Source organism: Streptomyces sp. CB03238 (genome assembly GCF_002099185.1).
Classification (GTDB): Bacteria; Actinomycetota; Actinomycetes; order Streptomycetales; family Streptomycetaceae; genus Streptomyces.
In genome coordinates this window covers 24,740-49,399 of record NZ_NBCN01000015.1, presented here as the reverse complement: position 1 = coordinate 49,399, position 24,660 = coordinate 24,740, and the positions used below count along the sequence as shown (strand labels likewise).

Here is a 24,660-nt window from a genome sequence, read left to right as displayed (position 1 = left end):
ACTCAGCCCTGGACGATCCGGTCCACGCCGGCGATCCCGTCACGGGTCCCGATCACGACCAGGACATCACCGGCCCGGAGCCGTTCGTCCGGCGTGGGCGACGCGATCACGTCCTCGCCACGGACGATCGCCACGACGGAGGCACCCGTCCGGGTCCTTGCCCTGGTGCGCCCCAGCGGCCGTCCGGCGTACGGGCTGGAGGACCGGACCTCGACCTGGCCGGACAGCAGTCCGGGCACCTCCCTGGTGAGGTCGGCGAAGCGTTCCGCGATGCGCGGAGCCCCCAGGATCTCGGCGACCGCGTCCGCCTCCTCGCTGTTCAGCCGCACCACGGGCCGGCCCTCGTCGGGGTCGCCGCCCACGTAGACGACCAGCTCGAAGTCACCGGTCCGGCCCGCGACGATGCCGACCCGGTCCCCCTCGTGGTTGGTGAACTCGTACCGGATCCCCACCCCTGGCAGGAGTACCTCGGTGACGTCCATGCGCTCATCATCACCGGTGCGCGAGGCCCGGCCCGGTACGCACGTCCCAGGCGTGTCAGTGCCCGAGGTCTCAGCCCGTGGTGACCTTGGCCGCGAAGGCGTCCAGGTTGGCCTCCATACGGGCAATGCGCTCGTCCAGGGTGAGGGACTCCTCATAGCGCCCGGAGCGCAGCTTCGGCTGCCGCTTGCCGCGCACGTACAACGGGCAGGCGAGGTCGGAGCAGAGGTAGATCCCGACCGTGTTGCCCTCGCGGCCCCGCGCACCGGCCAGCGGCGCGGCGAGCAGGGTCACTCCGGAAGAGGCGTGTCCGGTCAGGCATATCTGGCAGAGACTGGACTTCACCGCACTGGTACGGCTCACGGCCGGGACGCGCAGGGTGATGCCGACCGGACCGTCGGCACGGGGCAGCACGAGGTGGGCCCGCAGCGGAGCCCCTGGATCCACCCACCCCAGGAAGTCCAGGTCCTCCCACGGAAGCCCGGCGAAGTCGGACGGCAGTCTGAGCCGGGCTGCCTCACCCTTGGTGCAGTTCACGAAGGACGAGCGGATCTGTTTCTCACTGAGCGGTTCCACGGGCACCGACCCTACGGAGGGGTCGGTCACGCGGCACGTCAATATCCGGGTCGCTCCGACTCGGGACAACGAGGGGTGTGGGTAGGGTGCGGTCGTGAGCAGCACGCGCCCGGTCGACGTCAGCCGGGGCCAGGTTCTGGCCTACCGGGTGGCGGTCCACGGGTTGGACCGCTCCTCGCTCGACCCCGGCGTACTCGCCCTGGGGGCGCAGGACACGCCGTACGGCTCCGCCCGGCTGGCGCTGGCCGCGCGGGGCGCGTCCCCCGACGGGCTGGAGCTCGTCTGGTCGTTCCGTGGCGCGCCGCATCTGCACCGGCGCGGGGACCTGCCGGCGCTCGCCGCGGCCCTGTGGCCGGTGGACGACGCCGACGCGACGGCGCGGATCGACACGGCGGTGATCAGGGAGGGGGCATGGCTCGGTGTCGCGGCCTTCCGGGTCACCGCCGAGGCGTTCCGCGAGGTGGTGACCGCGCCGATGAGCAAGGGCGAGGTCAGTACGGCGGTCAGCGCGTCCGTACCGCAATCGCTGACCTACTGGTGCGAGCGGTGCGGCGCCCGGCACATCTCCGGGCTGCTCTTCCAGCAGGCCGGGCTCTTCGGGGCGATCGGAGTCGTGCCGGAAGGGACCGGGACGGTACTGGCGCCGCTGGCCGAGAGGTTTCCCGTGCCGGCCGCGGCGTCCGGGACCACCGAGCTGGTCCGCGCCTATCTGCGCTTCCTGGGCCCCGCCACGCCCGCCGAGGTGGCGAAGTTCCTCGGCACCAGGCCGGCCGTGGTGAAGGCGGTGTGGCCCGACGAACTGGCCGAGGTGTCGCTGGAAGGCAGGAGGGCGTGGCTGCCCGCCTCCGGCCTGGACGCGCTGCTGTCGGCCGGGAGCCGCGGACTCGTGCGGCTGCTGCCCCCGGGCGACCCGTACCTGCAGGCACGCGACCGGGCGCTGCTCGTGCCCGACAAGGGCCGGGAGAAGGAGATCTGGCGGGCCATCGGAGGCCCGGGCGCACTGCTGGTCGGTTCCGAGATCGCCGGCACCTGGCGCGCCAGGGCCGCAGGCCGCAAGGTCGACCTGACGGTCACGCCCTTCGGGCGGCTGTCCTCCGCCGTCCGCAAGCAGGTGGACGCCGAAGCCGCCACGGTGGCTTCGGCGCGGGGTGCGCTGGAGGCCCGGCTGCACATCGCCTGGCCGCGTCAGGCCGGGCCCGCATGACGCGCGCGTGGTGTCCCCGGGGCCACGCCGCCGGAGCACCACGCGCGTTCTGGTCGTGGCGGTGTCCGCCACGCGTCAGGCGGAGACGATGTTCTCCGCCTGCGGCCCCTTGCGGCCCTCGGTGATGTCGAAGGTCACTTTCTGACCCTCCGCCAGCTCGCGATAACCGGCGCCGGTGATGTGGGAGTAGTGGGCGAAGACGTCCGGCCCTCCGCCGTCCTGGGCGATGAAGCCGAAGCCCTTCTCGCTGTTGAACCACTTGACCGTTCCAGTAGCCATACCGGCCTCCTATGCCTGAATGGCCCGCACCGTGCGGGCCCGGAGAGTGCGGGCCCGACAAGGGGTGTGACAGCACAAACGCCCGTGATCGCGATCACGGGCGCACACTTCGGAACCACGACTTCTCTGCTCCCGACCGTACCCGAACAGTGCTCGTCCTGCTACGCAGCGCACACCCGCCGGTCGTGTGTCGGTCCGGGGCTCGCGTGGCGTCGGAGGCCCACCGGGGGGACGCTGGGAAGGGGATCCGTACCGCATCCATGCCCCCGGAAGCCGAGCGTGCGCATCGAGGAGGTGGCTTCCCCATGACGGAGCCGACCGGTTCGACGAAGAGCATGTCCGCATCCCGTGGCGCCGACCCGGCGACACGGGGCAGGACGACCATCGCGGACGGTGTGGTGGTGAAGATCGCCGGGATGGCGGCCGGAGAGGTGGACGGCATCCATTCCCTGGGCGGCGGGCTCGCCCGCACCATGGGAGCGGTGCGCGACCGCGTTCCCGGCGGACGCGCGAGCGTCACACGCGGCGTCAAGGTGGAGGTCGGGGAGCGCCAGGCCGCCATCGACCTGGACGTCGTCGTGGAGTACGGCCTGGCCATCGCGGACGTGGCCGGTGATGTCCGGGAGAACGTCATCGAGGCGGTGGAGCGTATGACGGGCCTGGAGGTGGTCGAGGTGAACATCTCCGTCGACGACGTCCACCTGCCCGAAGAGCAGGACGAAGAGGCGGCCGAAGGGCGCGTGCGATAGGGCGCGTGCGATAGGCCCCAGCACGGGCAGGCGGCAGCCGTCGGCCGATGACGGATCACCCATGGCAGACGACTGCCGCCTGACCCGGCCGGCCCGCTACACCGGGTCGATGTCCTCGCGTGTCATACCACGCTCCTGCTCGCTCTGCTCCTTGAGCCGGCGAGCCTTCTCCCTCAGCCGCTGCTGGTCCTGCGGGTCGGTGGCGCGTTCCGCCGCCTGCTCCAACTCCTGCGCCTTGGCGCGCATCTGGAGGACTCGGCTGCTGGGTTCGTCCGCAATGCTCACGATGTTCCTGCTTTCCGTCCGGTACGTCTGCCACATCTGATGTGGCCGCCCAAGCCGGGCCACATCAGACAAACAGAACCTCTCCCCGCGCGCATCCCGGACCATCACCCACGGTTACGGGCGCGTGCCGCGCCTTGTTGGGGGTAACGGGATCGCAAGCGGACGACCTGACTTGGGAGCTGGTGATGGCGCGAACCGACCTGCGCGACGACGCGGTGAGGGAAAGGCGGGGCGCGTCCCGCTGGGGCCGGGCGGCGGCCATGCTGCTGGCCTTCGCGGGGATGGTGGCTTTCGCGGTGGTGCTGGCCCGGCTGACCCTGGAACCCTCGGCCGCCTCAGAGCCGATGACGCACACCAATCTGCGGCCCGGGGACTCCATCCGCGACTATCTCGCGCAGCCCGCCTTCCGGGACACCGTCAAGCAGCTCGGCGGCAATGTCGTGCTGGGCGTCCCGTTCGGCGTGCTGCTGCCGGTGCTGGTGCCGCGCGCTCGCGGGCTGCTCCGGGTGGCGGCGGTCACCGCGCTGGTGATGACGCTGGTCGAACTCGTCCAGGGCGCCCTCATCACCGGACGGGCCTTCGACGTCGACGACGTTCTGCTCAACACGACGGGCGCCCTGCTGGGCTATCTGCTGATCGGCCGCCGGCTCGGCAGGGCCGTGCACCCCAGGCGCCGCCACTGGTGGCACCGCTTCACCGGACGGCCGCCGACGACTCCGGCCGGGCCATAGCGACGGCCACGAAAGAGCGCGACGATCCGCAGGGCCGTGCCGGAGAGATCCGGCACGGCTCTTCCGCGCCCGGGAACCCGCTCAGAAGAACGCCGGGTCCCCTCCGAAGCTGACCGCGAGGTGGTACGCCTGGGCCGCGTTCATGCAGTTGATGTGAGCCAGGGGCGTGACGGAGGTGTCCTGGCAGACACGCTCCATCTCGGTCCTGAACCGGCTGTCGATCCAGTCCTTCGTCTCCCGGGTCGGGCTGAGCTTCAGCTCGTGGTTGGCACCGTAGTTGCGGTACCCGAAGTCGTGCTGGACGCAGGCGGGGCGGAACACTTCGCTGTACGGGGCGTAGCCGGAGGGTACGGAGCAGCCGTCGGTGGTCCAGTTGAACGGCTCGATGCGCGGCGTCCTGGCGAACTCCCGGTAGGTGAGGTTCATGATCCGGTCCGCCTGCTCGCGCACGGTGGGTTCGGCGACGGTGGCGACGCTGGTGCCGGCAGAGGCGACAACGCCGCTCAGAGCGGTGGTGGTAGCGAACGCGAGCGCGGCGGCGGTGGTCGAGAGCTTCCTGCGCATCGGGCCTCCAGGTAGTCGGTCATGGGCGGAGAGGTCCCGCCCAGGACTGCAAACGATCAGCCGGGTGCGAGGTTGCTGGAGGTCCCCTGTACGGGGAACGGAACGCCGATCGGCACCCTGCGGGGTGCCGGACACGGTGTCGTGGCGGAGCGGGACGCGGTGCGTGCGCTCAGATGCGCCAGCCGCGAATGCGGTCCGCCGCCTGGTAGACGGTGGCCTTGGCCGCCTGGATGTCGCGCACCAGGTCCACCAGGGCCCCGTACGGGGCGTCGATCCCCTCGCCGGAGGCGTGCATGTAGGCGACGGCGACCTGACAGGCGTACAGCGAGTTGCGGTGCGGCAGCGGCTGGAGGCGTACGAGGGTGTGCAGGAGTGCGGCCGCGCGCCAGGCGGGGTCGGGTTCGGACGTGGTGGGGCGCGGGATGCGCGTCTTGTGGCGGGCGACGGCCGCGACGAGGGCGGAGTAGTCCGCGACGCTGACGTCTTCGGGTACTGCCTGCTCCTGGACGTCCAGGAGCCAGGGAACGTCGATGTAGAGCACCATCAGGCGGCCGCGCCTCCCCGGCGGCCGTCGGCCTGGGGGAGCTCGTCGGGGAAGGCCTCGTCGAACTCCGCGCGGTGGGCCTCGCCCCAGGAGACGGCGTAACGGACGAACTGGCGCCGCTGACGTTCACGCAGGGGCAGGTCGTGGACGTACTGCTTGAGGGACTTGCCTTCGGCGGCCGCCGCGGCGCGGACCTCCTCCAGCTCCTCATCGGTGAAGGTGATGTTCAAGGACGGCATACCTCCGTATGGTACCTAGTTGGTACCTGGTCGGCCAGAGGACGCCGGAGCCACGGCGTGGAGTGTGCCGTCACTGATCGTGAAGGTCGGCACCGCGGCCGGGGACCGCTCGATCATGGGGCCGGTCTCGTCGAACGGCACGGCGAACATGTCATGCGGTACGAAGGCGAGCCGCTCGGGCGGCGCGAGCCGGTCGAGCACGACGAGCATGGCTGCCGCGCGCGGTGGCCGGGAGCGGGGTCGGGCGCGTCCGTCTCCAGCCGGCCGAGCATCCGGTGGGCCACCGCTCCGGGGGTGGGCCGGTCCTCCTGGAATCGCGCCGGCAGCACAGTGCGTTCGTCCATCGGTTGCCCCCGCTCCCCCGTGGTCCCGGCACAGGCAACCAGGTCCGCCGCCTGACACGCCGCCGCGTCAGGCGGGGTGACCCGGCGACAGGTCCGCGACGTCACTGAGGATGACCAGCGGCGGGCGCCCCCGCACCGGTGGGGACGTCTCGACCGGGTCCAGGAGGAAGCCCACGTGGTCCCCGCCGTCGACCCGGCTGTGGACGCGGCCGACGAACCAGACGCAGGCGTCGGCCAGGACCGGTACCCCGCCGTGGCGGGGCTCCCAGGTGACCTGCCGGAACTTGTCGGTCTCGTCGCCGGTCTCGCCGCCGAACAGCCGGGCGAGGGCGGCCTGTTCGCGGTGGAGGAGGTGGACGCCCAGGTGGGTGGCGTGGCGTGCCACCCGGTAGGTGCGGTTCGCCGTGGAGAGCCATACGGCGAAGCGCGGTGGCCGGATCGAGCACTGGGAGGCGAATCCGACCAGACAGCCGGCCCGCTCGTCGCCGGCCGCGGCTGTCACGACGTACATCGGACAGTCGAGCAGATCGCTGAACGCATCGAGTTCGGACACGGGACGACCCTAACCTGCCGCCCCGGCGGGCCGGGCTGGGCCGGGCTCGCGACGCCGTTGCGGCGGGCGAGCCCGGAGGCCTGCGGGTGTCAGCGCACCCAGACGTTGATGACGGGTGAGACGACCCGCTTGCGGCTGTCGACGAGGCGCAGCTTGTTGTGGCCCTTCAGGCCGAGCATGACGCGCATGCTGTAGGTGGAGCGGGACGTGGTGTTCATCGAGGCCGGGAGCGACACCCAGCGCCTGCCCTGCTTCTGCTGGAGGGTGACCTTGCTGCCCGGACGCAGGCTCTTGACGACGCCGCGGATGCGGAACTGCTGCCACGCTCTCACGCTCTTCATCGTGGCGTTGGCCGACGCGGTCGTGAGTGCGGTGCTGGACGCCGCGGGCTTGCTGGGCGCGGAGGACGGGGACGAGACCGCCACGGCGGTTCCGACCGAGCCGGCGATCAGCGCGGCGGCGGAGATGCCGGCGCCCCAGGTACGTGCGAACTGACCCATTGCTATGTCTCCCAAGCGTAGGGGGGTGGCTTCAGCGGGCTCACCTTAAGCACGTGGGACGATAACCGGATTATTCGACACGAAAGAGATAATCCATCCAGCGTCAACCCCAGTTCCGGGAGTAGTGCGCGCGGAGGTGGTCGCGGTCGGCGCGCTCGGCGAGGAGCCACCGGACGGCGAGCAGCCCGAGCAGGCTCACGCCGATGACCCCGAGGCCCGGGACGAGCTCGCGCGCACGCACGATCCCGGTGACCGTCCGCTGCCCCGTGCCGCCGCCCGGTGGTGCGACGGCCTGGGCGGGCGGCGCGGCGCCGGCGGGCGACGGAGGTGCCGAGGGAGGCGTGGGCGGGGCGGCGACGGTGCTCCGGTCGGCCGCGAGGCGCCCGTCGATGACCCGTACGCCCAGCGCGGTCAGCGCCGAGGTCACCGGCTGGAAGAACGTCATGCCTCCCTCCGTGCAGTCGCCGTTGCCGCCCGAGGTCACCCCCAGCGCGAGGCCTTCCGCGAGGAGCGGTCCGCCGCTGTCCCCGGGCTCGGCGCAGACCGTGGTCGCGATCAGCCCGGTCACCGTGCCCTCGCGGTAGTTCACCGTGGCGTTCAACGCGGTCACCCGTCCCGACCGAAGTCCCGTGGTGCTGCCGCTGCGGAAGACCTGCTGGCCGACGACGGGGTCGGCCGCGCCGATGACGGGCACGCTCCGGCCCTCGCCGATGTCCACGGCGTTGGTCCCGTCGAAGGCGTCGCGGTCGTCGTACCGGACGAGGGAGAAGTCCTTGCCCGGGAAGCTGCGGGCGACGGTGGTGCCGATCTGCCCGTCGAGGCCCTGGCTGCCGCTGAACCAGCGGGTGCCCTCGGGACCGCAATGCCCGGCCGTCAGGATGAAGTTGTCCCGTCCGTCGGTGACGTTGAAGCCCACGGAGCAGCGGCCGGTTCCGTTGAAGATGGGGACCGCGCCATTGACCCTGGTGGTGAACTCGCCCTCGGTCCGCTGCATATGGACGAAGTCTCCCGCCCGTTGGGCGACGTCGGTCATGCGCGACCAGCCGGCGCCGGAGACGGTGCGGTCCGCGTACACCTTCACCTGGTTGGCGGCGTAGTCCACCACCCAGGCGGTGCCGGGCACCCTGGGCGCCCGCCGCAGGGTCTCGGTCGCCGAGCTGAGGTCCTCCATGCTGTGCCGCTTCACCTCGGCCCGCGCTCCCGCGCGCCGGACCTCGGCGGCCGTGGCGTCGTCGGTCACCGCGACGACCGGGCGGCCGTCCGCCCCGATCCAGCTACCGGCGGTACGCGACGTGCCCAGCCGCGCGACGAGATCCGCCGCCGGATCGGCGGACGGGGTGACACCGTCGACGGCCGTACGGCCGCCCGACGTCACCGGCTCCCCCGCCACCGCGTGCGACACCATCAGCCCGCCGCAGAGCAGCCCGCCGACGGCCGCCAGCCTGATGGCCCGCCGGAGGGTGCGCCGCCCGTGCTTCATCCATGGCCCCCAATGCCGTACCGGTGCGAAACAGAAGGTCGCCCCTCCATACGTGCGGCCGCACCGTTCGGTTCACCGGCTCAGCCGCCGCCGGGTGTCACCAGGCCCGTCTCGTACGCCACCACGACGGCCTGCGCGCGGCTGTCCAGGTCCAGCTTGTTCATGGCGCGGTTCAGGTGGGTCTTGACGGTCGCCTCGCTGATGAAGAGCTCACCGGCGATCTCCTGGTTGCTGAGGCCGCGCGCGGTCAGCCGCAGCACCTCGGTCTCCCGGCCGGTCAACATGCCGAGGTCCGGGGGCGGTTGGGCAGGCTCGCTGCCGACCTGCCGCGCGAACGCCTCCACCAGCCGCCGGGTGACGCTGGGCGCGAAGAGCGCGTCGCCACCGCCGACCGCCGCGACCGCGGCGAGCAGCCGCTCGGGCCCCGAGTCCTTGAGCAGGAAGCCGGAGGCGCCGGCGCGCAGCGCCCCGTACACGTACTCGTCGAGGTCGAAGGTGGTCAGCACCAGGACCTTGGGGGCCGGGTCCGGCGCCTCGGCGAGGATCTTCTCCGTGGCCGCGATGCCGCCCATGCCGGGCATCCTGATGTCCATGAGGACCACGTCGGGCCGGGTCCCGGCCACCAGCGCGACGGCCTCCTCGCCGTCACTGGCCTCGCCCACGACCTCGATCCCCGGCGCGGCACGCAACAGCCCCACCAGTCCGGCCCGGATGAGGAACTGGTCGTCGACGACGAGCACCCTGGTCATTCCGTCGTGCCGTCTCCCTGCCGTGCGGTCCGGGTGGAGGTCGGCAGGGTCAGCCGGACGGCGAATCCCCCCTCGCTCCGCGGGCCGATGCTGATCGTCCCCCCGTACAGCTTGGCCCGCTCCCGCATCCCGATCAAGCCATGTCCACTCCCCGTCCGCACTCTGTCCTGAATCACCCCCTCACCGTCGTCCGTGACCGAGACCGCCACATGGTGCTGCCCGTAGTGGACCTCCACCAGCGCGCCGGCGCCCGGCGCGTGTTTCAGTACGTTCGTCAGCGCCTCCTGGACGACCCGGTACGCGCACAGGTCCACCCCGGGCGGCAGGGGGCGCGGCGTACCGTCGACGCGCAGCTCGACGGGCACTCCCCCGGCCCGTACGCGTTCGGCCATCTCCTCCAGGCGGGCGAGGCCCGGCATGGGCGCGGCCGGGCCGCCGTCCCCGTCGGCGCGCAGCACCTGCAGCACGCGCCGCAGTTCCTCCAGGGCCTCCGCGCTGGTGCCCGCGATGGTCCCCAGGGCGGTGCGGGCCGTGCCGGGGTCGGAGTCGAAGACGAAGCGGGCCAGCCCGACCTGCACGGATATCACCGACATGTGGTGAGCGACCACGTCGTGGAGCTCCCGTGCGATCCGGCCGCGTTCCTCGGTCACCTCGCGGCGGGCCCGCTCCTCCTGCTCGTCGCGCAGCCGGCGGGCCAGCTCGGCGGAGCGGCGGGCGAGATGTCCGAAACGGACCAGGACGAGGGAGAAGCCGAGGGCCTGACCGACGACGGACGGCATGGCGGCGCGGTCGCTGATGAGGCCCGCGTAGATCCACACGGCGCTCATCAGGGCCGCGCAGCCGGCCGCTGTACGCAGGGGGCGCAGGGAGGCGACCGTGTAGAGGGCCAGCATGGGGGCGAAGGAGTTCACCACGGGCCAGTAGCCGGCGGTGACGTACACGGTCCACATCGCCAGGACGAAGAGGCAGACGGCGACGGGCGCCCTGCCACGGACCGCGACCGGCAGGTTGACCAGCCCCACCAGCAGGTAGCCGGCGAGGTCGAGCGCGGGCCACCCCTGGCTCGTGGCCTCCTGTCCGAGCAGCACGGCCACAGTGGTCGTCGCCGCCGTGATCAGTACGTCGGCGGCAGGGGGGCGGATCCGCATCGCCGCAGCGTAACCCGGGTGGAGAGGGCGCTACGTCAATCCGTCGCCGTACCGCGGAAGTTGCAGGAACCGCGGACCTACCGCCGGGGGTGGGCGGGCACGTCAACCCGGCGGGGGACGACGCGGCGGGCGGACCGCCCGTAGGTTCTTGGACCAGCACCACGGCGGCGCGGCCGACCACCGCGACCGCCGGGACCGCGGGTCTTTCGGGGGACCCGACCGGGGGACCGGACCCGTGGTCGTCGGAAAGGAACGGCACGAGATGAACGTACGCAAGCGCATGGCACTGGGCGCGGTGGCGCTCGCCGCGGCGGCCACCGCCACCCTGGCGCCGACGGCGGTGGCCTCCCCGTCGGAGGTGGGTGTGGCCGCGGCCTGCACGGCGTGGCGGACCATCCAGGTCGACGACAACGCCGCCGGGGTCAAGTACCGCGAGTGCGACCGGTACAGCGGCCTGAACACGCAGACCAAGGCCCAGCTCTACATCTGGGACAACAAGCGCGACGGCAAGGTCGCCCAGGTCTACACGGCCACGGGCTCGAACCTGAACGGCCAGTGGCACCAGTCGTGGCACAAGTACTACGTCTGGGGCACCGAGAGCCACCACAGCCCGCTCGTGGACACGGGCTGGCACAAGGGCCACGACGTGAAGGTGCTGCTCAAGAACGTCCGGGGCTGATCCACCGGCGGGGGTATGACGGTGCCCCGCCCTCCAGGGGGAGGAGGGCGGGGCACCGTCACGTGGAACGGGCGGGCATGGATCCAGGTGAGCGGGTACCCGCATCACCGGCCGACGTGCGTGGCAGATCCGTGCCGCGCCGCAGACCGGGAACGAGGAGAGACGCTGATGAGCACGGTAAAGGAAGCTGTCGAGGTCGAGGTCCCCGTCCACACCGCGTACAACCAGTGGACGATGTTCGAGGAATTCCCGAACTTCATGGAGGGCGTCGAAGAGGTCATCCAGGTCGACGACCGCCACAACCACTGGAAGACCAAGATCGGTGGTGTGCGGCGCGAGTTCGACACCGAGATCGTCGACCAGCTGCCGGACGAGCGGATCGCGTGGAGGACCATCAGCGGTGACACCCAGCAGAAGGGTGTGGTCAGCTTCCAGCGCCTGGACGACACGCACACGCGCGTGGAGCTGGTGATGGACGTCGAGACGAGCGGCGTCGCGGAGAAGGCGGCCGACCTCACCGGCACAATCGACCGGCGCGTGAAGGGTGACATGCGGCGGTTCAAGGACTTCATCGAGCGCCAGGGCGGCGAATCCGGCGGCTGGCGCGGCCGCATCAAGCCGGGCGAGAGCTGAGCGGCACTGACAGGGCCGCCCGTGCCGCCACGGGTCATGGCCGGCCCTGTCAGTGGCACCGGGTACGGTGCGCAGCAGTGAGCCGGACGGAGATCGTGAGGGACTCGCGGCCATGGGGGGTGGGTGTAGAAGGTCCCCGGCACCCAGCTCGGGACCGGAGTGACTGTCCGTGTCCCCACCCCCCACTTCCGGCGCCGGGGGGTTATGGGGTTACGCGCCCGCTCGGCCCCTCCTCCAGGGGCTACGCCGCCAGGCCCTCTCGGCCGGGCTCAGCAGGCCTTGCCCTGCGAGCGCAGCCACTCGCACTGCGTCTCACCGGACGTCCTGCCGCCGTCGTACGCGCGCGGGTCCTTGTAGCCGGGGCCGACGGGCTCGTGCGGCTCGAAGACGCCGTCACCGTCAAGGTCTCCCCCGCGGGGATCGATCGTCCCGCCCGGGTTCCGGCAGGCCGCCCGGTCGGCCGGGTCCGTGGTGCACACCTTCGGGCCGGGTTGGCGTTCGACGGCCGTGGCCTGCGCCTCCAACGCGCCCGCGAGCGAGGCGCCGGTGAGCCTCAGGGAGACGGCGCTCTGCCCGCCCGCGGGCGGGGCGCCGTCTGCGCACGCCGACAGCGTGAACGCGAGTCCCGTGGTCAGGAGGGCGGAGCCGGCGAAAACAGCGGCGCGGCGGCGGGCAGGCGATGCGAGGACCATGAGGCGCCCAACGAGCGATCGGTGTGAAGGGGTGGCATTCACCCTACGGCGGTGCTCAAGATCAGGTCAATGAGCTCCGGACGGCGGACAGCACTCGTCATCGAAGGCGTACGGGACGGACAGCTCGGGGCAAGCCCTCTCGACGGGCCGCACAGGCCTGCGCCGCGGTGATCGGGGGCCACATTCCCTGTACGTGCCGACCGGCTTCTCTCCCTGCTGTTGCTGCTTTGGAACCGCGGGCGGATGACCGCCCCGGAACTCGCCGCCGAGCCGGAGGCGTCGGTCCGTACCGTGCACCGGGACATCGAAGCGCTGGGCGCGTCGGCGGATGCCGTGGGCGTCATGGCCGACCGGTACACCGCCGATAGGCTTCCCGGATGACGGAAGTGAGCGCGGGGTACGAGACGGTCACCATCCCGCCGGGACAGGTGACGCTGTCCGACCGGCGGACGCAGCGCCGTTGGCCGGTCGAGCTCGCGCCCTACCGGCTCGCGGCGTTCCCGGTCACCCAGGCGTGGTACGCGCACGTCACCGGTCTGCGGCCGAGCAGCGCGCCGCCGGGTGACCGGCTGCCCGTCGAGGGCGTGTCGTGGTGGGACGCGGTCCGGTTCTGCAACGCCCTGTCCGAGCGGGAGGGGCTGACGCCCGCGTATCGGTTCCGTACGGACGAGGAAGGCGTCGAGTGGGACGCGTCCGCCGACGGGTACCGGCTGCCGACCGAGGCGGAGTGGGAGCACGCCTGCCGTGCCGGTACGACCGGCGCTCGGTACGGGCCGCTCGACGAGATCGCCTGGCATCGCGGCAACTCGGACGAGCGGACCCACGACGTGGGCGGCAGACCGCCCAACGCGTGGGGCCTGTACGACATGTTGGGCAATGTGTGGGAGTGGTGCTGGGACCTCTACGACCCCGAGGTCTACGGCACCTATCGGGTGCTGCGGGGCGGCGGGTGGTTCGACGAGCGCTGGAGCTGCCGCGCCTCGGTGCGGCGCCGCAGCCACCCGACCCTGCGGATCGACGACGTGGGGTTCCGGGTGGCGCGGTCCCTCTGAGGCCCGCGCCACCCGCCGCCCACCGGCGATCCCGTCAGGAGGGCAGAGCGTGAGCAGCGGGGCGGGTGATCACGTTGATGTTGAACGTGTGGGCCCCGAGCCCGCCCGCGATGCCCATGAAGAGCAGGGCGAAGTGTTCCTGTCCCCGTGCGGTGGTGATGCCGCCGATGTCCAGCTGGGACGACGGGGGCCACCCGAGGTCGGTGAGCAGGCGGCCGGTGGTCCTCTTCGCTTCGGCGTCGTCGCCGGAGAGGAAGACGGTGCTCGGGCCGTCGAGAGCGTCCGGGGCGATCATCACGGTGGAGTCCATGGTGCACAGCGTCTTGACGACGGGCGTCAGCGGGAAGGCTTGCTGGATCTGTTCGCCCAGACTGCTGTTGGGGTGTGAGAGTCGGGTGAAGTCGTCGGAGAGCCCGACCCCGACATCGATCAGCAGGGTGCCGGCCAGCGCCGGTGCCCCGATGGAGTGGAGCAGTTCCACGAAGACGGTTCCGGGTGTGGCGTTGACCAGTACCTCAGCGTGGGCGGCCGTCTCGCTCAGTCCCGCCACGGGGAGGCCGAGGTCTGTCCGGTCCTCGGGCCTGCGTGAACCGAGGAGCACATCGTGTCCTGCGGCACTCCAGCCCTGGGCCAGTGCTCGTGCGACGTTTCCGGTGCCAAGTAGTCCTATACGCATGGTGTGACGCTAACTTCCGTACAGGCGCGGCGAATCCGCCCGCGGACCCGGGTGGACCGGCACCAAAGACGTAGTTCCGCGGTCGCTCACCGCACGCCAGGTGAGGGCGACCCGGCCGCGCAGGGGCGGCTCGGTGATGGGCAGGGTGCGCAGCCGCAGAGCCGATGCCGTGTCAGGTGGGATCGCCGGGAGCCGGCCACACCGAGGCCGCGGGCCGGGCCAGTACCGGGGCGGTGGCCTCGAAGTCGATACGGGGCTGCATGTCCGCGACCGGATGACCGACCGCTGCGCCCGCCGGGACGCGGCCGCTTTCTCCGAGCGCCGGCTCGCCGCGTTCCTCCGGGACAACGCGGAGCACCCCCGGACGCCACCCGTCGGCGGGATCACCTCAGCGCTCGGTCACGACGTCGTCCACGGCCTGGAGCGCCGCGTCCCCGAGGACCGCGTCCGCGTGCTCCCGGAGAGCGTCACCCCGCGAAGTGCACGGTTCTCCGGAGCCCGCTTGGACGGCGTCCGACTCCGCGCCGGCGACCTCCACGGAGCACGGCCGCCACAAAGTCCGGCGCGTGCCCTTCTGTTGCCCTGGTCCCTCTCGTAACGTCGGCACGGCTTGAGATGGCCATGACGAAGAGAGGGTGTCCATGCGCAGACGTCTGCTTCCGCTGGTCCTCGCACCGCTCCTGGGCCTGGGCCTGCTCACGGCGCCCGCGGCGGCCGCGCCGCCGGGGCCGCCCGATGTGTACCGGCCGGTCCGGGGGCCTGCCGCGCCGGCCGAGTACCGGTACCTGCAGAAGACGCTGCCGGGACAGTCGATTCCGCGCCACGCCCACGAGACCGCCGCCGCGCAGGCACGCCGACTGCCCACCGTGGGCGGGCGCTGGAAGTCCGTGGGGCCCACCAACATCGGTGGACGGATCGTCTCCCTCGCGCTCGACCCCACACGCGCCGACACCGTGTACGCCGCGGCGGCCAGTGGCGGCGTATGGCGCAGCACGGACGCCGGGCAGACCTTCACGTCCGCGTGGCCGGACGGCTGGACGCAGGCCATGGGCGCGATCGCCACCGCGCCGGACGGCACGCTGTACGCCGGGACCGGCGAGCCCAACCCGGGCGGCGGCAGCATCACGTACGAAGGCACCGGCCTCTACCGCAGCACCGACGGCGGAGCGAACTGGCGGCCCATCGGGCTGCGTGACTCGGGTGCGATCAGCGCCATCACCGTGGACCCGGCCGATCCTCGGCGGATCTACGTGGCCGCGGCCGGCTCGCTCTACAACGGCGGCGGCGACCGCGGCGTGTACCGCTCGGACGACGGCGGGGAGACCTGGCAGCGGATTCTCGCCGGGGAGAACGAATTCACCGGCGCCACCGAAGTGTTCGTCCAGGGCGAGGAACTGTACGCGGTGATGTGGGACCACCGCCGTACGCCGGCACTGCGGACGTACGGCGGCGTCGGCTCCGGTGTGTTCCGCAGCGCGGACGGCGGGAAGACCTGGGAGCGGCTCGGCGGCGGCCTGCCCGCGCGGGGGCCGGACGTGGGGCGGATCGGGCTGGCCGTCGCGGGGAAAAGGCTGTACGCCATCGTCAACAAGACCAGTGGCCCCTTCGAGGGCTTCTACACCTCCACCGACGGAGGCGGCACCTGGAGCCGGACACCGGCGGACGAGAAGCTCACCGGGTCGCAGTCGAGCTTCGGCTGGTGGTTCGGGAAGGTGTGGACCGACCCGGAGGACGCCAGGCATGTGCACGTCGCCGGGGTACCGCTGATGACCTCGAAGGACGCCGGCGCCACCTGGACGTACGACGATTCGACGATCCACGTCGACCAGCACGCGATGGTCTGGGACCCGCGCCGGCCGGGCCGCGTCTACCTGGGCAACGACGGTGGCGTCTACCGGTCGGACGCGAACGGGGACGGCGGCTGGGTCAAGGCCCGACACGAGCCGTACACCCAGCTCTACAGCGCCGCCATCAGCCCGCAGGACCCCTCACGGATCTCCGGCGGGTCCCAGGACAACGGCTCACTGCGCTCCTGGGGCGGGGACGGTTTCAACGAGTACCTCGGCGGGGACGGCGAGGAGAACCTCATCAACCCGACCGACGTGAACAACGTGTTCGCCTGCTACCAGTACGGCAACTGCTTCCGGTCCACGGACGGCGGCGACACCCTCACCTACTTCGCCGACAAGACGGTCTTCAAGCGGCGCAACTGGTTCACGCCCGTCGTCTTCGATCCCCGGAACCCGAAGATCCTGTACTACGGCTCCGAGGTGCTCAACCGCTCCACGGACGGCGGCGTGACCTGGCAGGCCATCAGTCCCGACCTCTCCGGCGGCCCCGGTCCGGACCCGATCTACACCAACTACGGAACGATCACCTCCATCGCCCCGGCGGGCGACGGCCGGACCGTGTACGCCGGCACCGACGACGGCCGTGTCTGGGTCACCAAGGACCTGGGCGGGACCTGGACGAAGCTCGCCGAGGGCCGCCCCTGGGTGACCCGTGTCGTCGTCGACCCGGCCGACCCCGACCGCGTCTACACCACCCACTCCGGGTACCGTGCCGGTTCCCGGCTCGCCCATGTGTACGGCAGCACGGACGGCGGCAAGCGGTGGAAGGACCTGTCCGGCAACCTTCCCGACGCGCCCGTCAACGACCTGGTCATCGGGCGGGGCAGCATGCTGTCCGTCGGCACCGACCAGGGCGTCTTCGCCTCTGCGGCCTCCGCGTCAGGCGGGCGCCACTGGTCGCGCCTCGGCCGGGGCATGCCCGCGGTCCCGGTCGACGACATCGAGTACGACGCCGGCCACCACCGCCTGGTCGCGGCCACCTTCGGCAGGGGGTTCTACGAACTGACCGTCCCCTGAGCCGGCCGGTGTCCCGGGCGCCGTCACCCCGGCCGGGGTGACGGCCCCGGCGGTGGAGGCGCGGACCGTGTCGTCGGCGGGGGTGGGTTCGTTGCACATTCCAGCCGTACATGCGGCACTTCCTCCCCTCACACACCAGGAGCACCTCATGCCTCGTCATCCCCGCGTCCGTCTGGTCGCCGTATGCGCCTCCATCGCCGGCGCGAGCGTCGCCGTCGCCACCCCCGCCGTGGCCGGGGAGCAGCCGCCCGCCTCCGTCGGTGCGCCCGTCGTGACCGACCTCAACAGCACGGGGCCGCTGAGCACGTCCCCCGACTCGTCCGGGCACCAGGCCTCGCCGCTGCCGGTCGGTGGCAGCCTGCTCGGCGGCCTGCCCGCGGGTGGCCTGCCGGCGGGCCTGCCCGTCGGTGGCTGAGTCCGCCCTCACCTGAACGGGTGACCGTCATGTCCCGTAGTAGGGGACAGCAAGGTCACCCGTACAGAAAGGGGGGCGATGAGCCGTGCTGCGTCGAGGGGGGCGGAAGGCGTGGGTTCCGCGTGCACTGCCGGGAAAAGGCCGCCGGTTCCGCATCGATTACCCACGCCGGGGCCGGCGGGGAGCCCTCCGGTGGGTCCCGTCGTGGCGACAGCTGCTCGGCGTCGCGCTGCTCTCCTTCGGCGCACTGGCCGCGCTGGTGGGCCATGTCTACTCCACGGTGCAGATCACGGACGTGAACGCCTACGCGCGCGCCGAGGCCAATGTGTATTACTGGGCGGACGGCACCCAGATGGTGAGTGTCGGGCCGGTCAACCGGCAGAACGTACCCCTGTCCGACATTCCGCCGTCGCTCCAGAACGCCGTGATCGCCACCGAGAACGCCACCTTCTACAGCGACCCCGGCTTCTCGGTGCGCGGGCTGGCCAGGGCCGTGGTGAACATGGCGCGCGGCCAGGAGGTGCAGGGCGGTTCCACCATCACGCAGCAGTACGTGAAGAACACGTACCTGACCCAGGAACAGACCCTGGACCGCAAGCTGCGTGAGCTGTGCCTGGCGGTCAAACTGTCGAGATCGCTGTCCAAACAGGAGATCCTCCAGGGGTACCTCAACACCAGCTGGTTCGGCCGGAACGCCTACGGGGTGCAGGCCGCGGCGGTGGCGTACTACGGCATGGACGCAAAGGACCTCGACCCCTCCCGCAGCGCCCTGCTGGCGGCGCTGCTCAAGGGCGGTGAGCTGTACGACCCTTCGCTGAGCGCTGCCCACCACCGCCGGGCCGTGCAGCGGTGGGGCTACGTCCTGGACCGGCAGGTGGAGCTCGGGTACATGTCGAAGGCGGAGCGGGCCACGTACACCGTCTTCCCCGAGCCCCGGCCGGAGTCGGTCTCCACCAACCTCTCCGGCCAGATCGGCTATCTGGTGGACGTGGCCGACAAGGACATCAAGAACCGCACCGGGCTGACGACCGAACAGCTGGGGCGCGGCGGTTACCGGATCCGTACCACCTTCGACAAGCGGGAGGTGGAGCGGTTGCGCACGACCGTGGAAGAGGTCCGGCAGACGTCGCTCGACCCGGCGCGCCGGATCGCCGACCGGGAGGTGGAGGTCGGCGCCGCGTCGATCCGCCCGGGCGACGGGGCGGTGCTGGCGCTGTACGGGGGTTCCGACGCCACCGAGCACTTCACCAACAACGCCGACACGGCCGGTGTGCCGGTGGGCTCGGCCTTCACGCCGTTCGTCCTGGCGGCGGCCCTCCAGCAGCGGGGCGGTTCCGTCGGCGACGCGCCGCTCGCGCTGCGCCAGGCGCTGGTCCGGGGCGACAGCGGGGTCTACAGCCGGCTGGGCGAGGCGGTCGGGCTGGAGAAGGTGCGGGACCACGCCGTCGGCTCCGGCCTGTTGCCGCTCAGCATGGCGCCCCTGGAGTCGTCCTTCCCCACCGGTACGTCGACCCCGAGCGCGATCCGGATGGCGGGCGCGTACGCGACGTTCGCCGCCGACGGGCGGCAGGCCGACCCGTACTCCGTCACCGCGGTCAGCCACCTGGGCACGCCGCTGGAGGGGCTGGAACGGCCGGCCGCCCGGCAGGCGCTGGACGCGGAGGTGGCGCGTCAGGTCTCGGACGCGCTGCGGGACGTGGCCGTCGACGCCATGACCCCGGACGCCATCCGTACCCTCTCCCCCGTCGCCGCCGGCCGCACCGGTGACGAGGACCGGGTCCCCGCGTCCTGGTTCGTCGGCTACACCGGGCAACTGTCCACCGCCGTCACGGTCTTCCGCAGCCGGCCCGGTACGGACGGGCTGCTGCCCATGAACGGCGTCGGCGGAAGCGAGACCGACCGGGCCGACTTCCTGCCGCTGCGGGTGTGGTCGTCCTACATGACCGGCTCCCCGGCGTCACGCGAGGCCGAGTAGCGGCGCCCTCACAGCGCGCCGGCCATGCGGCGTACCGCTTCGGTGATCACCTCGGGGGAGGTGGCGAGGTTGAGGCGGGCATGGCCGGCGCCGCCGGTTCCGCACGGCGGGCCCGGGTGGAGCGCGACACGGGCGCGGTCGAGGAAGACGGCGGCCGGGTCGTCGCCCAGGCCGAGCGCCCGGCAGTCCAGCCACGCCAGGTACGTACCGTCACCGGGGATGTGGCGTACGCCGGGCAGGTGCTTGGCCAGGAGGTCGACGAGGAGGCGCCGGTTGTCGTCCAGCCCGTCCAGTACGGCGTCGAGCCAGTCGCCGCCGTCCCGGAACGCGGCGGTGTGGGCGATGACGCCGAGGTGGCTGGGCCCGTGGCCGACCTCGGGCGGCATCCGCGCCAGGTCGTCGGCGGCGGCCGGTCCCGCCACCGCGAGCGCGGCCTTGAGGCCGGCCAGGTTCCAGCCCTTGGACGCGGACATCAGCGAGAAGCCGGTCCCGGCTCCCGGCACGCTCAGGTACGGCACGAACCGCGTCGCGCGGGACACGACGGGGGCGTGGATCTCGTCGGCGACGACGCGTACGCCATGGCGGTCGGCGAGCGCCGCCACGGCCGCCAGTTCGCCGGCGGTGTGCACGGTGCCGGTGGGGTTGTGCGGGCTGCACAGCAGGTACGCCGCGCGGCGCCCGCCGGCGACGGCCTGCCGGAACGCGTCCTCCAGGGCCGCCGGGTCGATCCGCCCCCGCGCGTCGAGCGGTGCCTCCACGACCTGGCGCGGCATGTGCTCCACGAACAGGTAGAAGGGGTTGTAGACGGGGCAGTTGACCACGACCGCGTCACCGGGGCCGGTGATCAGTTTGAGTACCTCGACGATGCCCAGCATCACGTCGGGCACGAGCCGCGTGCGGTCCACCGCGAGCGTGTCCCAGCCCCACCGTTCGCTCGCGAACGACGCCAGTGCCTCGGCGTAGCCCGTCCCGGCCGGGTAGCCGGTGTCCCCGATGGCGATCGCGTCGGTGACCGCACGCGCCACCGGCTCCGCGGGCAGCACGTCCATCTCGGCCACCCACAGCGGCAGCACGTCGTCGGGGTACGTACGCCACTTCACGCTGGTACGGCGGCGCAGCTGCTCCAGGGAGAGGTGCCGGAGCGGGTTCGGGTCGTCGGGCGAGCCGTGCGGTATCTGCTCCATGCCCGGCGATTCTAGGCGTCGGGCGGCGGATCCGCCCGGGTCACTCGTGCCGGTGGTCCGGCCGCGGGACGGCACCCGGCGGCGGTGGTCTGCGGGAAGGTGGGGGGATGCGCCGGATCGTACCCCTCGCTCTCGCCGTCCTCCTCGGAGCCACGGGATGTGTGTCCGTACCGCGCACGGTCGCCGCGCCGCCCCAGCCGAAGCAATGGGCGCCGGCGGGCGATCCGGCGCCCCCTCCCGTCCACTGGCGCCGCCCGCCCGAGCCTCCGCCGCGTGAGGAACTCGCCACGATCGGAGCGCTCCCCGGGCCGTCCCGCGAGCCCGTGCGGCAGGACCGCCGTACGGCCGAGCGGCCGGCGCGCGCGTGGGCCGTGCCGAAGCCGCCCGCGCGGAGGGCTCCCGCCCCGGCGGACGGGCCTCAGCGGCCGCGGCCACGGCCCCAGCCGCCGGCCGCGCACGTCCCGCCCGTGCACGTCCCGGCGCTGCCACGGCCCGCGTACGGCATGGACGACGTGTGCCGTGCGTCCCAGGGAGTCACGGACCCGGCCGTCACCGCGCTGTGCCAGGGCGTGTACGGGAGGTGAATCAGACCCCGCCCGGTCCCATCCCGCCCTTGAGGCGCTCGATGTCGGAGGGGCGTACCTGGATGACCAGCAGGGCGACGAGTGCCGCGACGGCGGTGAAGATCGCCGCGACGACGAAGGCGGCGGAGACGCCGGAGGTCAGGACGTGATCGGCCCACGGCGGCGGCAGCTCTCCGGTGCGCTGGAACCGCAGCCGTTCCGCCGGGTCGGCCTGCGAGAGGAAGGCGGGCACCTGTTTCTCCGCCTCGTTGGCGCTCGCCGTACCGAACATCGTGACCAGGATGGACAGGCCGAGCGAACCGCCCACCTGCTGGGTGGCGTTGAGGAGGCCGGATGCCGCGCCCGTCTCCTGGACGGGGACGTTGGACAGCGCCATCAGGGTCAGCGAGACGAACTCCATCCCCATGCCGAGGCCGAAGACGAGCATCGGTCCCAGCACACTGCCGAGGTAGGTGGAGTGCACGTCGGTCAGGGTCAGCCAGGCCAGGCCGGCCGCCGCGAGCAGCCCTCCGGTCACCATGAAGGGCTTCGGTCCGTACCGGGGCAGGAGCTGGGAGGCGAGGCCCGCGCCGACCGCGATGATCGCGCTGACCGGCAGGAACGCCAGGCCGGCTCTGAGCGGGCTGAAGTCGAGGACGTTCTGCACGAAGAGCGTCAGGAAGAAGAACATGCCGAACATCGCGGCGGCGAGGCTGAGCATGATCGCGTACGTGCCCGCGCGGTTGCGGTCGGCGAACATGTGCAGGGGCGTGATCGGCTGCCTGGAGCGCCGTTCCACGAAGATGAACACCGCGAGGATCACCACGGCGACGCCGAAGGACGCCACGGTGAGCGGGTCGCCCCAGCCGTCCTGCGCGGCGCGGATGAACCCGTAGACGAGCAGGACCATGCCGAGGGTGGAGGTCAGCGCTCCGGTGACGTCGAAGTTCCCGGGGTGGCGCTCGGACTCCTTGATCCACTTCGGCGTCGCGAGGGCGATGAGCAGCCCGATCGGTACGTTGACGAACAGCACCCAGCGCCAGTCGAGCCATTCGACGAGGACGCCGCCCGCGAGCAGCCCGATGGCGCTTCCGCCGGCGGAGACGGCGGCGAACACGCCGAACGCCCGGTTGCGCTCCGGGCCCTCCTTGAACGTCGTGCTGATCAGGGCCAGGGACGTCGGGGAGGCGATGGCGCCGCCGACGCCCTGCAGGGCGCGCGCGGCGAGGAGTTGTCCGGAGTTCTGGGCCAGTCCGCCGAGCAGCGAGGCGAGGACGAACAGCAGCACACCGGAGATGAACACCCTGCGGCGGCCGAGGATGTCGCCCGCGCGGCCACCGAGCAGCAGCAGACCGCCGAAGGTGAGCGTGTAGGCGTTGACCACCCAGGAGAGGTTCGTGGTCGAGAAGTGCAGCGAACTCTGGATGTGCGGCAGGGCGATGTTCACGATGGTGATGTCGAGGACCACCATCAGCTGACACGAGGCGATGACCAGGAGCGCCATCGCGTTGCCGCCGCCCCGCTCGGGGGTGGCGGTCTGCGGTACAGGGGTCGGCTGCGGTCTGGTCATGCGGCGCATCCCTCACCGGAGGGTCAGCGGACGGTTCCGGAGCGTCAGTGGACGGCTTCGTTCACTATTCGACCGTAAGGCCGGGGGATGAGCCGGACCAGTCGATCACCGTGCCGCTCTCCCGGCTACGCGCCACCGTCCTGGAGCGGTGCGGAGAACATCGCGGAGGTGCCCGCCCGGTGGTTGGCGAGCGTGGCGCGTACGGCCGGCCAGGTGTCGGTGGAGCGGGCCGGCAGCAGCAGGCGCGTGGGCACATCGGGCCGGTGCAGCAGGGCGTTGCTGAACAGCCACGTCAGGTGGGTCAGCGGCCACCGGTCGGCGTGGTCCACGATCAGGATCAGGCCCTGGGCGCCGGCCGGCCGCAGGTCCTGGCTGCCGGGGGGCGGCAGGACGGCACCGGGGCCGTGGACGGCGGTGACGACCCGCCAGCCGTCGGCGAGCGCCTCGCGGGCGAACTCGGCCGCCAACAGCGACCCGCCCCGACCGTCCGGGCCGTGCAGCCACCGCACGGCGAGCCGCGGGCCCTCCTCGCGCCAGGTACGCAGATCGGCGAGTTCCCGTTCCCGGCCGCCCGGCGGTTCGGGCCGGGACGCCGCGTCCGGGGGCGGCGGGCGCCAGTTCTCCAGTACGTACAGCGGTGTGCCGTCGCCGAAGACGTGCAGGGACGCGCCGATCACCCCGTACGCGAAGCCGCCGTCCGCCGTGACGTGCTGCTCCATGCCGGGCGGCCCGGTTTCCGATCGGTCCGTCACCGCAAGCTCCCCTCCCTGGTGTTCCGACATCGTCGCAAGGGCGCGCCGCCGGGCGGTCAACGCCCGTACGCTGGAGGGGTGAACAACGACGTACCCAAAGAGCCCCTCTGGCGGCACATCGTCGGTGACGTGCTGCGCCGCGAACGCCTCGCGCAGGAACGGACGCTGAAGGACGTGGCCGACGCGGCCCGGATCTCGATGCCCTATCTCTCCGAGCTGGAGCGCGGCCGCAAGGAGGCGTCGTCGGAGGTCCTCGCGGCCGCCGCTCACGCCCTCGGTCTCGGGCTGGCCGATCTCCTCTCGCTGGCCCAGGCGGACCTGTCCCGTCTCGCCCGGACGGGCCGGGCACAGTCGGCCGGACGGCGCGCCGTCGCCCCGGTGAGCGACGGTTCCGCCGTGAGCGAGACCGGCGTCCGGCGGGCGAGGGTGGCTGGGGCGTCGCGGCCGAGTACGCGGCAGGCCCGGCTCGGTCTCGCCGCCTAGCGCGTCCCGGTGGACTTGGCACCGGTGCGCGGCGGTGCCGCTGTCCTCCTGGGCGACCCAGCGGTCGAAGTCCTCGCGGAGGTATGCCGCTTCGGCGGGCACTCGTCCGGCCCCCCGTCACGCTGCGGCGCTCTGAGCACCCGTGAGGTCCAGCTCGCCGACGACCTGGTCGCCGCTGAGCTCTCCGGTGCGGCGGAAGCCGAGCCGGTGGTAGAAGCGCTCGGGGCCGTGGTCGCCCGGGACCCAGGTCACCGTCGCACGGGTCCCGCCGCGCCGGCGGATCTCCTCGCACACGGACTCCACCGCGAAGCGGCCGTACCCCATGCCCTGGTGGCCGGCGGCGATGTTGAGGCGCCAGATTCTGTTGCGGTGGCGGTCGCCCGCGACGTCGGGGTCGAACCGGACGCCGAAGAAGCCCATGACGAAGCCGACCGGTTCGTCACCGTCGAGGATCAGGCGGGGCCAGGCGATGTCGGGCTGTGCGTACGCCTCGGCGAGTGACCGGACGACCGGTGCGACGAGTCCTTCCTGGTCGGGGCGTATGCGCAGCCGGCAGGCGGCGTCGACGTTGTCCGGGGTGACCTTCGCCAGGCGCGGCGAGGATGACATGTCCGCACCCTACAAGTCGCCCCGGTCGACCAGGGCCACGGTGTGCGCCCACCCCGCGGCGAGGCAGCGGACGCGGTGCTCGGGA

29 protein-coding genes and 3 pseudogenes are annotated in these 24,660 nt (G+C 72.2%); 13 read left to right on the top strand and 19 right to left on the bottom strand.

The annotated features are described in order from the left end of the window. Nucleotides 1–2 precede the first annotated feature (2 nt). Both BKD26_RS25790 and BKD26_RS25785 read right to left on the bottom strand, forming a co-directional pair. A complete protein-coding gene (locus BKD26_RS25790) occupies nucleotides 3–482 on the bottom strand; it encodes a cation:proton antiporter regulatory subunit (protein ID WP_084902607.1) in 480 nt (159 codons plus the stop codon). 70 nt (nucleotides 483–552) lie between these two features. Then, nucleotides 553–1,056, bottom strand: coding sequence for an FBP domain-containing protein (locus tag BKD26_RS25785; protein ID WP_084902934.1), 504 nt, complete (start codon nucleotides 1,054–1,056; stop codon nucleotides 553–555). A 94-nt stretch (nucleotides 1,057–1,150) separates the two neighbouring features. Here BKD26_RS25785 and BKD26_RS25780 point away from each other — a divergent pair, with 94 nt between their 5' ends. After that, a complete protein-coding gene (locus tag BKD26_RS25780; RefSeq protein WP_084902605.1) occupies nucleotides 1,151–2,260 on the top strand; it encodes a winged helix DNA-binding domain-containing protein in 1,110 nt (369 codons plus the stop codon). 75 nt (nucleotides 2,261–2,335) lie between these two features. On the opposite strand, the gene BKD26_RS25775 is transcribed toward BKD26_RS25780, so the two are convergent. Continuing rightward, on the bottom strand, nucleotides 2,336–2,539 hold the full coding sequence (locus tag BKD26_RS25775; protein ID WP_084902602.1) for a cold-shock protein: 204 nt from the start codon (nucleotides 2,537–2,539) through the stop codon (nucleotides 2,336–2,338). A 305-nt stretch (nucleotides 2,540–2,844) separates the two neighbouring features. On the opposite strand from BKD26_RS25775, the gene BKD26_RS25770 reads away from it, so the two are divergent. After that, nucleotides 2,845–3,288, top strand: a complete 444-nt coding sequence (locus BKD26_RS25770; protein ID WP_241518831.1) for an Asp23/Gls24 family envelope stress response protein — start codon at nucleotides 2,845–2,847, stop codon at nucleotides 3,286–3,288. A 96-nt stretch (nucleotides 3,289–3,384) separates the two neighbouring features. Here the strand turns inward: BKD26_RS25770 and BKD26_RS25765 are convergent, their stop codons facing one another. Further along, entirely contained in the window at nucleotides 3,385–3,573 is a 189-nt protein-coding gene (locus tag BKD26_RS25765) for a DUF6381 family protein (protein ID WP_084902931.1), read from the bottom strand. A gap of 185 nt (nucleotides 3,574–3,758) precedes the next feature. Between BKD26_RS25765 and BKD26_RS25760 the strand changes: the two genes are divergently transcribed. Continuing rightward, entirely contained in the window at nucleotides 3,759–4,304 is a 546-nt protein-coding gene (locus tag BKD26_RS25760; protein ID WP_241518830.1) for a VanZ family protein, read from the top strand. Between the two features lie 81 nt (nucleotides 4,305–4,385). On the opposite strand, the gene BKD26_RS25755 is transcribed toward BKD26_RS25760, so the two are convergent. The 9 genes and pseudogenes from BKD26_RS25755 to BKD26_RS25715 all read right to left on the bottom strand — a co-directional run bounded on the left by BKD26_RS25755 (nucleotide 4,386) and on the right by BKD26_RS25715 (nucleotide 10,425). After that, nucleotides 4,386–4,868, bottom strand: a complete 483-nt coding sequence (locus BKD26_RS25755) for a phospholipase A2 (protein ID WP_084902597.1) — start codon at nucleotides 4,866–4,868, stop codon at nucleotides 4,386–4,388. A 169-nt stretch (nucleotides 4,869–5,037) separates the two neighbouring features. Then, nucleotides 5,038–5,412, bottom strand: coding sequence for a toxin Doc (locus tag BKD26_RS25750; RefSeq protein WP_084902596.1), 375 nt, complete (start codon nucleotides 5,410–5,412; stop codon nucleotides 5,038–5,040). Beyond that, nucleotides 5,412–5,651 carry a hypothetical protein gene (locus BKD26_RS25745; RefSeq protein ID WP_073758848.1) on the bottom strand — a complete coding sequence of 80 codons (240 nt, stop codon included), beginning with the start codon at nucleotides 5,649–5,651 and terminating at the stop codon, nucleotides 5,412–5,414. Before BKD26_RS25745 ends, BKD26_RS25750 begins: the two co-directional genes overlap by 1 nt. A gap of 93 nt (nucleotides 5,652–5,744) precedes the next feature. Further along, nucleotides 5,745–5,864, bottom strand: a pseudogene (locus tag BKD26_RS42110) (RNA polymerase subunit sigma-70); the annotation flags it as partial. A 198-nt stretch (nucleotides 5,865–6,062) separates the two neighbouring features. Then, on the bottom strand, nucleotides 6,063–6,548 hold the full coding sequence (locus BKD26_RS25735; RefSeq protein WP_179166694.1) for a flavin reductase family protein: 486 nt from the start codon (nucleotides 6,546–6,548) through the stop codon (nucleotides 6,063–6,065). 89 nt (nucleotides 6,549–6,637) lie between these two features. After that, nucleotides 6,638–7,048, bottom strand: a complete 411-nt coding sequence (locus BKD26_RS25730; RefSeq protein WP_084902593.1) for a hypothetical protein — start codon at nucleotides 7,046–7,048, stop codon at nucleotides 6,638–6,640. A 103-nt stretch (nucleotides 7,049–7,151) separates the two neighbouring features. After that, entirely contained in the window at nucleotides 7,152–8,528 is a 1,377-nt protein-coding gene (locus BKD26_RS25725) for a S1 family peptidase (protein WP_084902590.1), read from the bottom strand. 80 nt (nucleotides 8,529–8,608) lie between these two features. Further along, nucleotides 8,609–9,277: a response regulator transcription factor gene (locus BKD26_RS25720; RefSeq protein WP_084902588.1), complete on the bottom strand. Its 669-nt coding sequence runs from the start codon at nucleotides 9,275–9,277 to the stop codon at nucleotides 8,609–8,611. Beyond that, nucleotides 9,274–10,425 carry a sensor histidine kinase gene (locus tag BKD26_RS25715; RefSeq protein ID WP_084902585.1) on the bottom strand — a complete coding sequence of 384 codons (1,152 nt, stop codon included), beginning with the start codon at nucleotides 10,423–10,425 and terminating at the stop codon, nucleotides 9,274–9,276. The genes BKD26_RS25720 and BKD26_RS25715 overlap by 4 nt, the downstream gene beginning before the upstream one ends. 262 nt (nucleotides 10,426–10,687) lie before the next feature. Between BKD26_RS25715 and BKD26_RS25710 the strand changes: the two genes are divergently transcribed. Together BKD26_RS25710 and BKD26_RS25705 are read left to right on the top strand one after the other, a co-directional pair. Next, nucleotides 10,688–11,104, top strand: coding sequence for a hypothetical protein (locus BKD26_RS25710; protein ID WP_143662711.1), 417 nt, complete (start codon nucleotides 10,688–10,690; stop codon nucleotides 11,102–11,104). A gap of 168 nt (nucleotides 11,105–11,272) precedes the next feature. Further along, a complete protein-coding gene (locus BKD26_RS25705) occupies nucleotides 11,273–11,737 on the top strand; it encodes an SRPBCC family protein (RefSeq protein ID WP_084902580.1) in 465 nt (154 codons plus the stop codon). A gap of 269 nt (nucleotides 11,738–12,006) precedes the next feature. Here BKD26_RS25705 and BKD26_RS25700 read toward each other — a convergent pair whose 3' ends face one another. Continuing rightward, nucleotides 12,007–12,429: a hypothetical protein gene (locus BKD26_RS25700; protein ID WP_084902577.1), complete on the bottom strand. Its 423-nt coding sequence runs from the start codon at nucleotides 12,427–12,429 to the stop codon at nucleotides 12,007–12,009. Nucleotides 12,430–12,642: 213 nt separating this feature from the next. Between BKD26_RS25700 and BKD26_RS25695 the strand changes: the two are divergent. After that, nucleotides 12,643–12,780: pseudogene (locus BKD26_RS25695) on the top strand (HTH domain-containing protein); the annotation flags it as partial. 26 nt (nucleotides 12,781–12,806) lie between these two features. Continuing rightward, nucleotides 12,807–13,481, top strand: a complete 675-nt coding sequence (locus BKD26_RS25690; protein WP_084902574.1) for an SUMF1/EgtB/PvdO family nonheme iron enzyme — start codon at nucleotides 12,807–12,809, stop codon at nucleotides 13,479–13,481. 34 nt (nucleotides 13,482–13,515) lie between these two features. On the opposite strand, the gene BKD26_RS25685 is transcribed toward BKD26_RS25690, so the two are convergent. After that, nucleotides 13,516–14,157 (bottom strand): NAD(P)-binding domain-containing protein, encoded by a 642-nt coding sequence (locus tag BKD26_RS25685; RefSeq protein WP_084902571.1) that lies wholly within the window; start codon nucleotides 14,155–14,157, stop codon nucleotides 13,516–13,518. Between the two features lie 256 nt (nucleotides 14,158–14,413). On the opposite strand from BKD26_RS25685, the pseudogene BKD26_RS41555 reads away from it, so the two are divergent. The 4 genes and pseudogenes from BKD26_RS41555 to BKD26_RS25665 form a co-directional block, all read left to right on the top strand. Then, nucleotides 14,414–14,692: pseudogene (locus tag BKD26_RS41555) on the top strand (hypothetical protein); the annotation flags it as partial. A 106-nt stretch (nucleotides 14,693–14,798) separates the two neighbouring features. Next, on the top strand, nucleotides 14,799–17,024 hold the full coding sequence (locus BKD26_RS25675; RefSeq protein ID WP_084902570.1) for a sialidase family protein: 2,226 nt from the start codon (nucleotides 14,799–14,801) through the stop codon (nucleotides 17,022–17,024). Nucleotides 17,025–17,172: 148 nt separating this feature from the next. Beyond that, nucleotides 17,173–17,439: a hypothetical protein gene (locus BKD26_RS25670; protein WP_084902567.1), complete on the top strand. Its 267-nt coding sequence runs from the start codon at nucleotides 17,173–17,175 to the stop codon at nucleotides 17,437–17,439. Nucleotides 17,440–17,524: 85 nt separating this feature from the next. Then, complete coding sequence (locus BKD26_RS25665; RefSeq protein ID WP_241518829.1) at nucleotides 17,525–19,414, top strand: transglycosylase domain-containing protein; 1,890 nt, start codon at nucleotides 17,525–17,527, stop codon at nucleotides 19,412–19,414. A gap of 8 nt (nucleotides 19,415–19,422) precedes the next feature. Here BKD26_RS25665 and BKD26_RS25660 read toward each other — a convergent pair whose 3' ends face one another. Further along, nucleotides 19,423–20,598, bottom strand: coding sequence for an aminotransferase class I/II-fold pyridoxal phosphate-dependent enzyme (locus BKD26_RS25660; protein ID WP_084902565.1), 1,176 nt, complete (start codon nucleotides 20,596–20,598; stop codon nucleotides 19,423–19,425). Nucleotides 20,599–20,705: 107 nt separating this feature from the next. Here BKD26_RS25660 and BKD26_RS25655 point away from each other — a divergent pair, with 107 nt between their 5' ends. Beyond that, on the top strand, nucleotides 20,706–21,182 hold the full coding sequence (locus tag BKD26_RS25655) for a hypothetical protein (protein ID WP_084902562.1): 477 nt from the start codon (nucleotides 20,706–20,708) through the stop codon (nucleotides 21,180–21,182). A 1-nt stretch (nucleotide 21,183) separates the two neighbouring features. Here BKD26_RS25655 and BKD26_RS25650 read toward each other — a convergent pair whose 3' ends face one another. Then, the gene (locus BKD26_RS25650; RefSeq protein ID WP_084902560.1) at nucleotides 21,184–22,731 is read right to left on the bottom strand and encodes an MFS transporter; all 1,548 of its coding nucleotides are present in this window, start codon (nucleotides 22,729–22,731) and stop codon (nucleotides 21,184–21,186) included. A 125-nt stretch (nucleotides 22,732–22,856) separates the two neighbouring features. Next, nucleotides 22,857–23,483, bottom strand: coding sequence for a hypothetical protein (locus BKD26_RS25645; protein WP_179166692.1), 627 nt, complete (start codon nucleotides 23,481–23,483; stop codon nucleotides 22,857–22,859). A gap of 78 nt (nucleotides 23,484–23,561) precedes the next feature. Between BKD26_RS25645 and BKD26_RS25640 the strand changes: the two genes are divergently transcribed. Then, nucleotides 23,562–23,966 carry a helix-turn-helix transcriptional regulator gene (locus tag BKD26_RS25640; protein ID WP_179166691.1) on the top strand — a complete coding sequence of 135 codons (405 nt, stop codon included), beginning with the start codon at nucleotides 23,562–23,564 and terminating at the stop codon, nucleotides 23,964–23,966. A 117-nt stretch (nucleotides 23,967–24,083) separates the two neighbouring features. Here BKD26_RS25640 and BKD26_RS25635 read toward each other — a convergent pair whose 3' ends face one another. Then, nucleotides 24,084–24,575, bottom strand: a complete 492-nt coding sequence (locus tag BKD26_RS25635) for a GNAT family N-acetyltransferase (RefSeq protein ID WP_084902554.1) — start codon at nucleotides 24,573–24,575, stop codon at nucleotides 24,084–24,086. Nucleotides 24,576–24,660 lie beyond the last annotated feature (85 nt).

Coding starts and splice junctions, on each gene's coding strand:
- BKD26_RS25790 (WP_084902607.1), bottom strand. CDS start 482: ATGGACGTCACCGAGGTACTCCTGCCAGGGGTGGGGATCCGGTACGAG.
- BKD26_RS25775 (WP_084902602.1), bottom strand. CDS start 2,539: ATGGCTACTGGAACGGTCAAGTGGTTCAACAGCGAGAAGGGCTTCGGC.
- BKD26_RS25770 (WP_241518831.1), top strand. CDS start 2,845: ATGACGGAGCCGACCGGTTCGACGAAGAGCATGTCCGCATCCCGTGGC.
- BKD26_RS25760 (WP_241518830.1), top strand. CDS start 3,759: ATGGCGCGAACCGACCTGCGCGACGACGCGGTGAGGGAAAGGCGGGGC.
- BKD26_RS25755 (WP_084902597.1), bottom strand. CDS start 4,868: ATGCGCAGGAAGCTCTCGACCACCGCCGCCGCGCTCGCGTTCGCTACC.
- BKD26_RS25750 (WP_084902596.1), bottom strand. CDS start 5,412: ATGGTGCTCTACATCGACGTTCCCTGGCTCCTGGACGTCCAGGAGCAG.
- BKD26_RS25745 (WP_073758848.1), bottom strand. CDS start 5,651: ATGCCGTCCTTGAACATCACCTTCACCGATGAGGAGCTGGAGGAGGTC.
- BKD26_RS25730 (WP_084902593.1), bottom strand. CDS start 7,048: ATGGGTCAGTTCGCACGTACCTGGGGCGCCGGCATCTCCGCCGCCGCG.
- BKD26_RS25725 (WP_084902590.1), bottom strand. CDS start 8,528: ATGAAGCACGGGCGGCGCACCCTCCGGCGGGCCATCAGGCTGGCGGCC.
- BKD26_RS25720 (WP_084902588.1), bottom strand. CDS start 9,277: ATGACCAGGGTGCTCGTCGTCGACGACCAGTTCCTCATCCGGGCCGGA.
- BKD26_RS25715 (WP_084902585.1), bottom strand. CDS start 10,425: ATGCGGATCCGCCCCCCTGCCGCCGACGTACTGATCACGGCGGCGACG.
- BKD26_RS25710 (WP_143662711.1), top strand. CDS start 10,688: ATGAACGTACGCAAGCGCATGGCACTGGGCGCGGTGGCGCTCGCCGCG.
- BKD26_RS25705 (WP_084902580.1), top strand. CDS start 11,273: ATGAGCACGGTAAAGGAAGCTGTCGAGGTCGAGGTCCCCGTCCACACC.
- BKD26_RS25700 (WP_084902577.1), bottom strand. CDS start 12,429: ATGGTCCTCGCATCGCCTGCCCGCCGCCGCGCCGCTGTTTTCGCCGGC.
- BKD26_RS25690 (WP_084902574.1), top strand. CDS start 12,807: ATGACGGAAGTGAGCGCGGGGTACGAGACGGTCACCATCCCGCCGGGA.
- BKD26_RS25685 (WP_084902571.1), bottom strand. CDS start 14,157: ATGCGTATAGGACTACTTGGCACCGGAAACGTCGCACGAGCACTGGCC.
- BKD26_RS25675 (WP_084902570.1), top strand. CDS start 14,799: ATGCGCAGACGTCTGCTTCCGCTGGTCCTCGCACCGCTCCTGGGCCTG.
- BKD26_RS25670 (WP_084902567.1), top strand. CDS start 17,173: ATGCCTCGTCATCCCCGCGTCCGTCTGGTCGCCGTATGCGCCTCCATC.
- BKD26_RS25660 (WP_084902565.1), bottom strand. CDS start 20,598: ATGGAGCAGATACCGCACGGCTCGCCCGACGACCCGAACCCGCTCCGG.
- BKD26_RS25655 (WP_084902562.1), top strand. CDS start 20,706: ATGCGCCGGATCGTACCCCTCGCTCTCGCCGTCCTCCTCGGAGCCACG.
- BKD26_RS25650 (WP_084902560.1), bottom strand. CDS start 22,731: ATGACCAGACCGCAGCCGACCCCTGTACCGCAGACCGCCACCCCCGAG.
- BKD26_RS25635 (WP_084902554.1), bottom strand. CDS start 24,575: ATGTCATCCTCGCCGCGCCTGGCGAAGGTCACCCCGGACAACGTCGAC.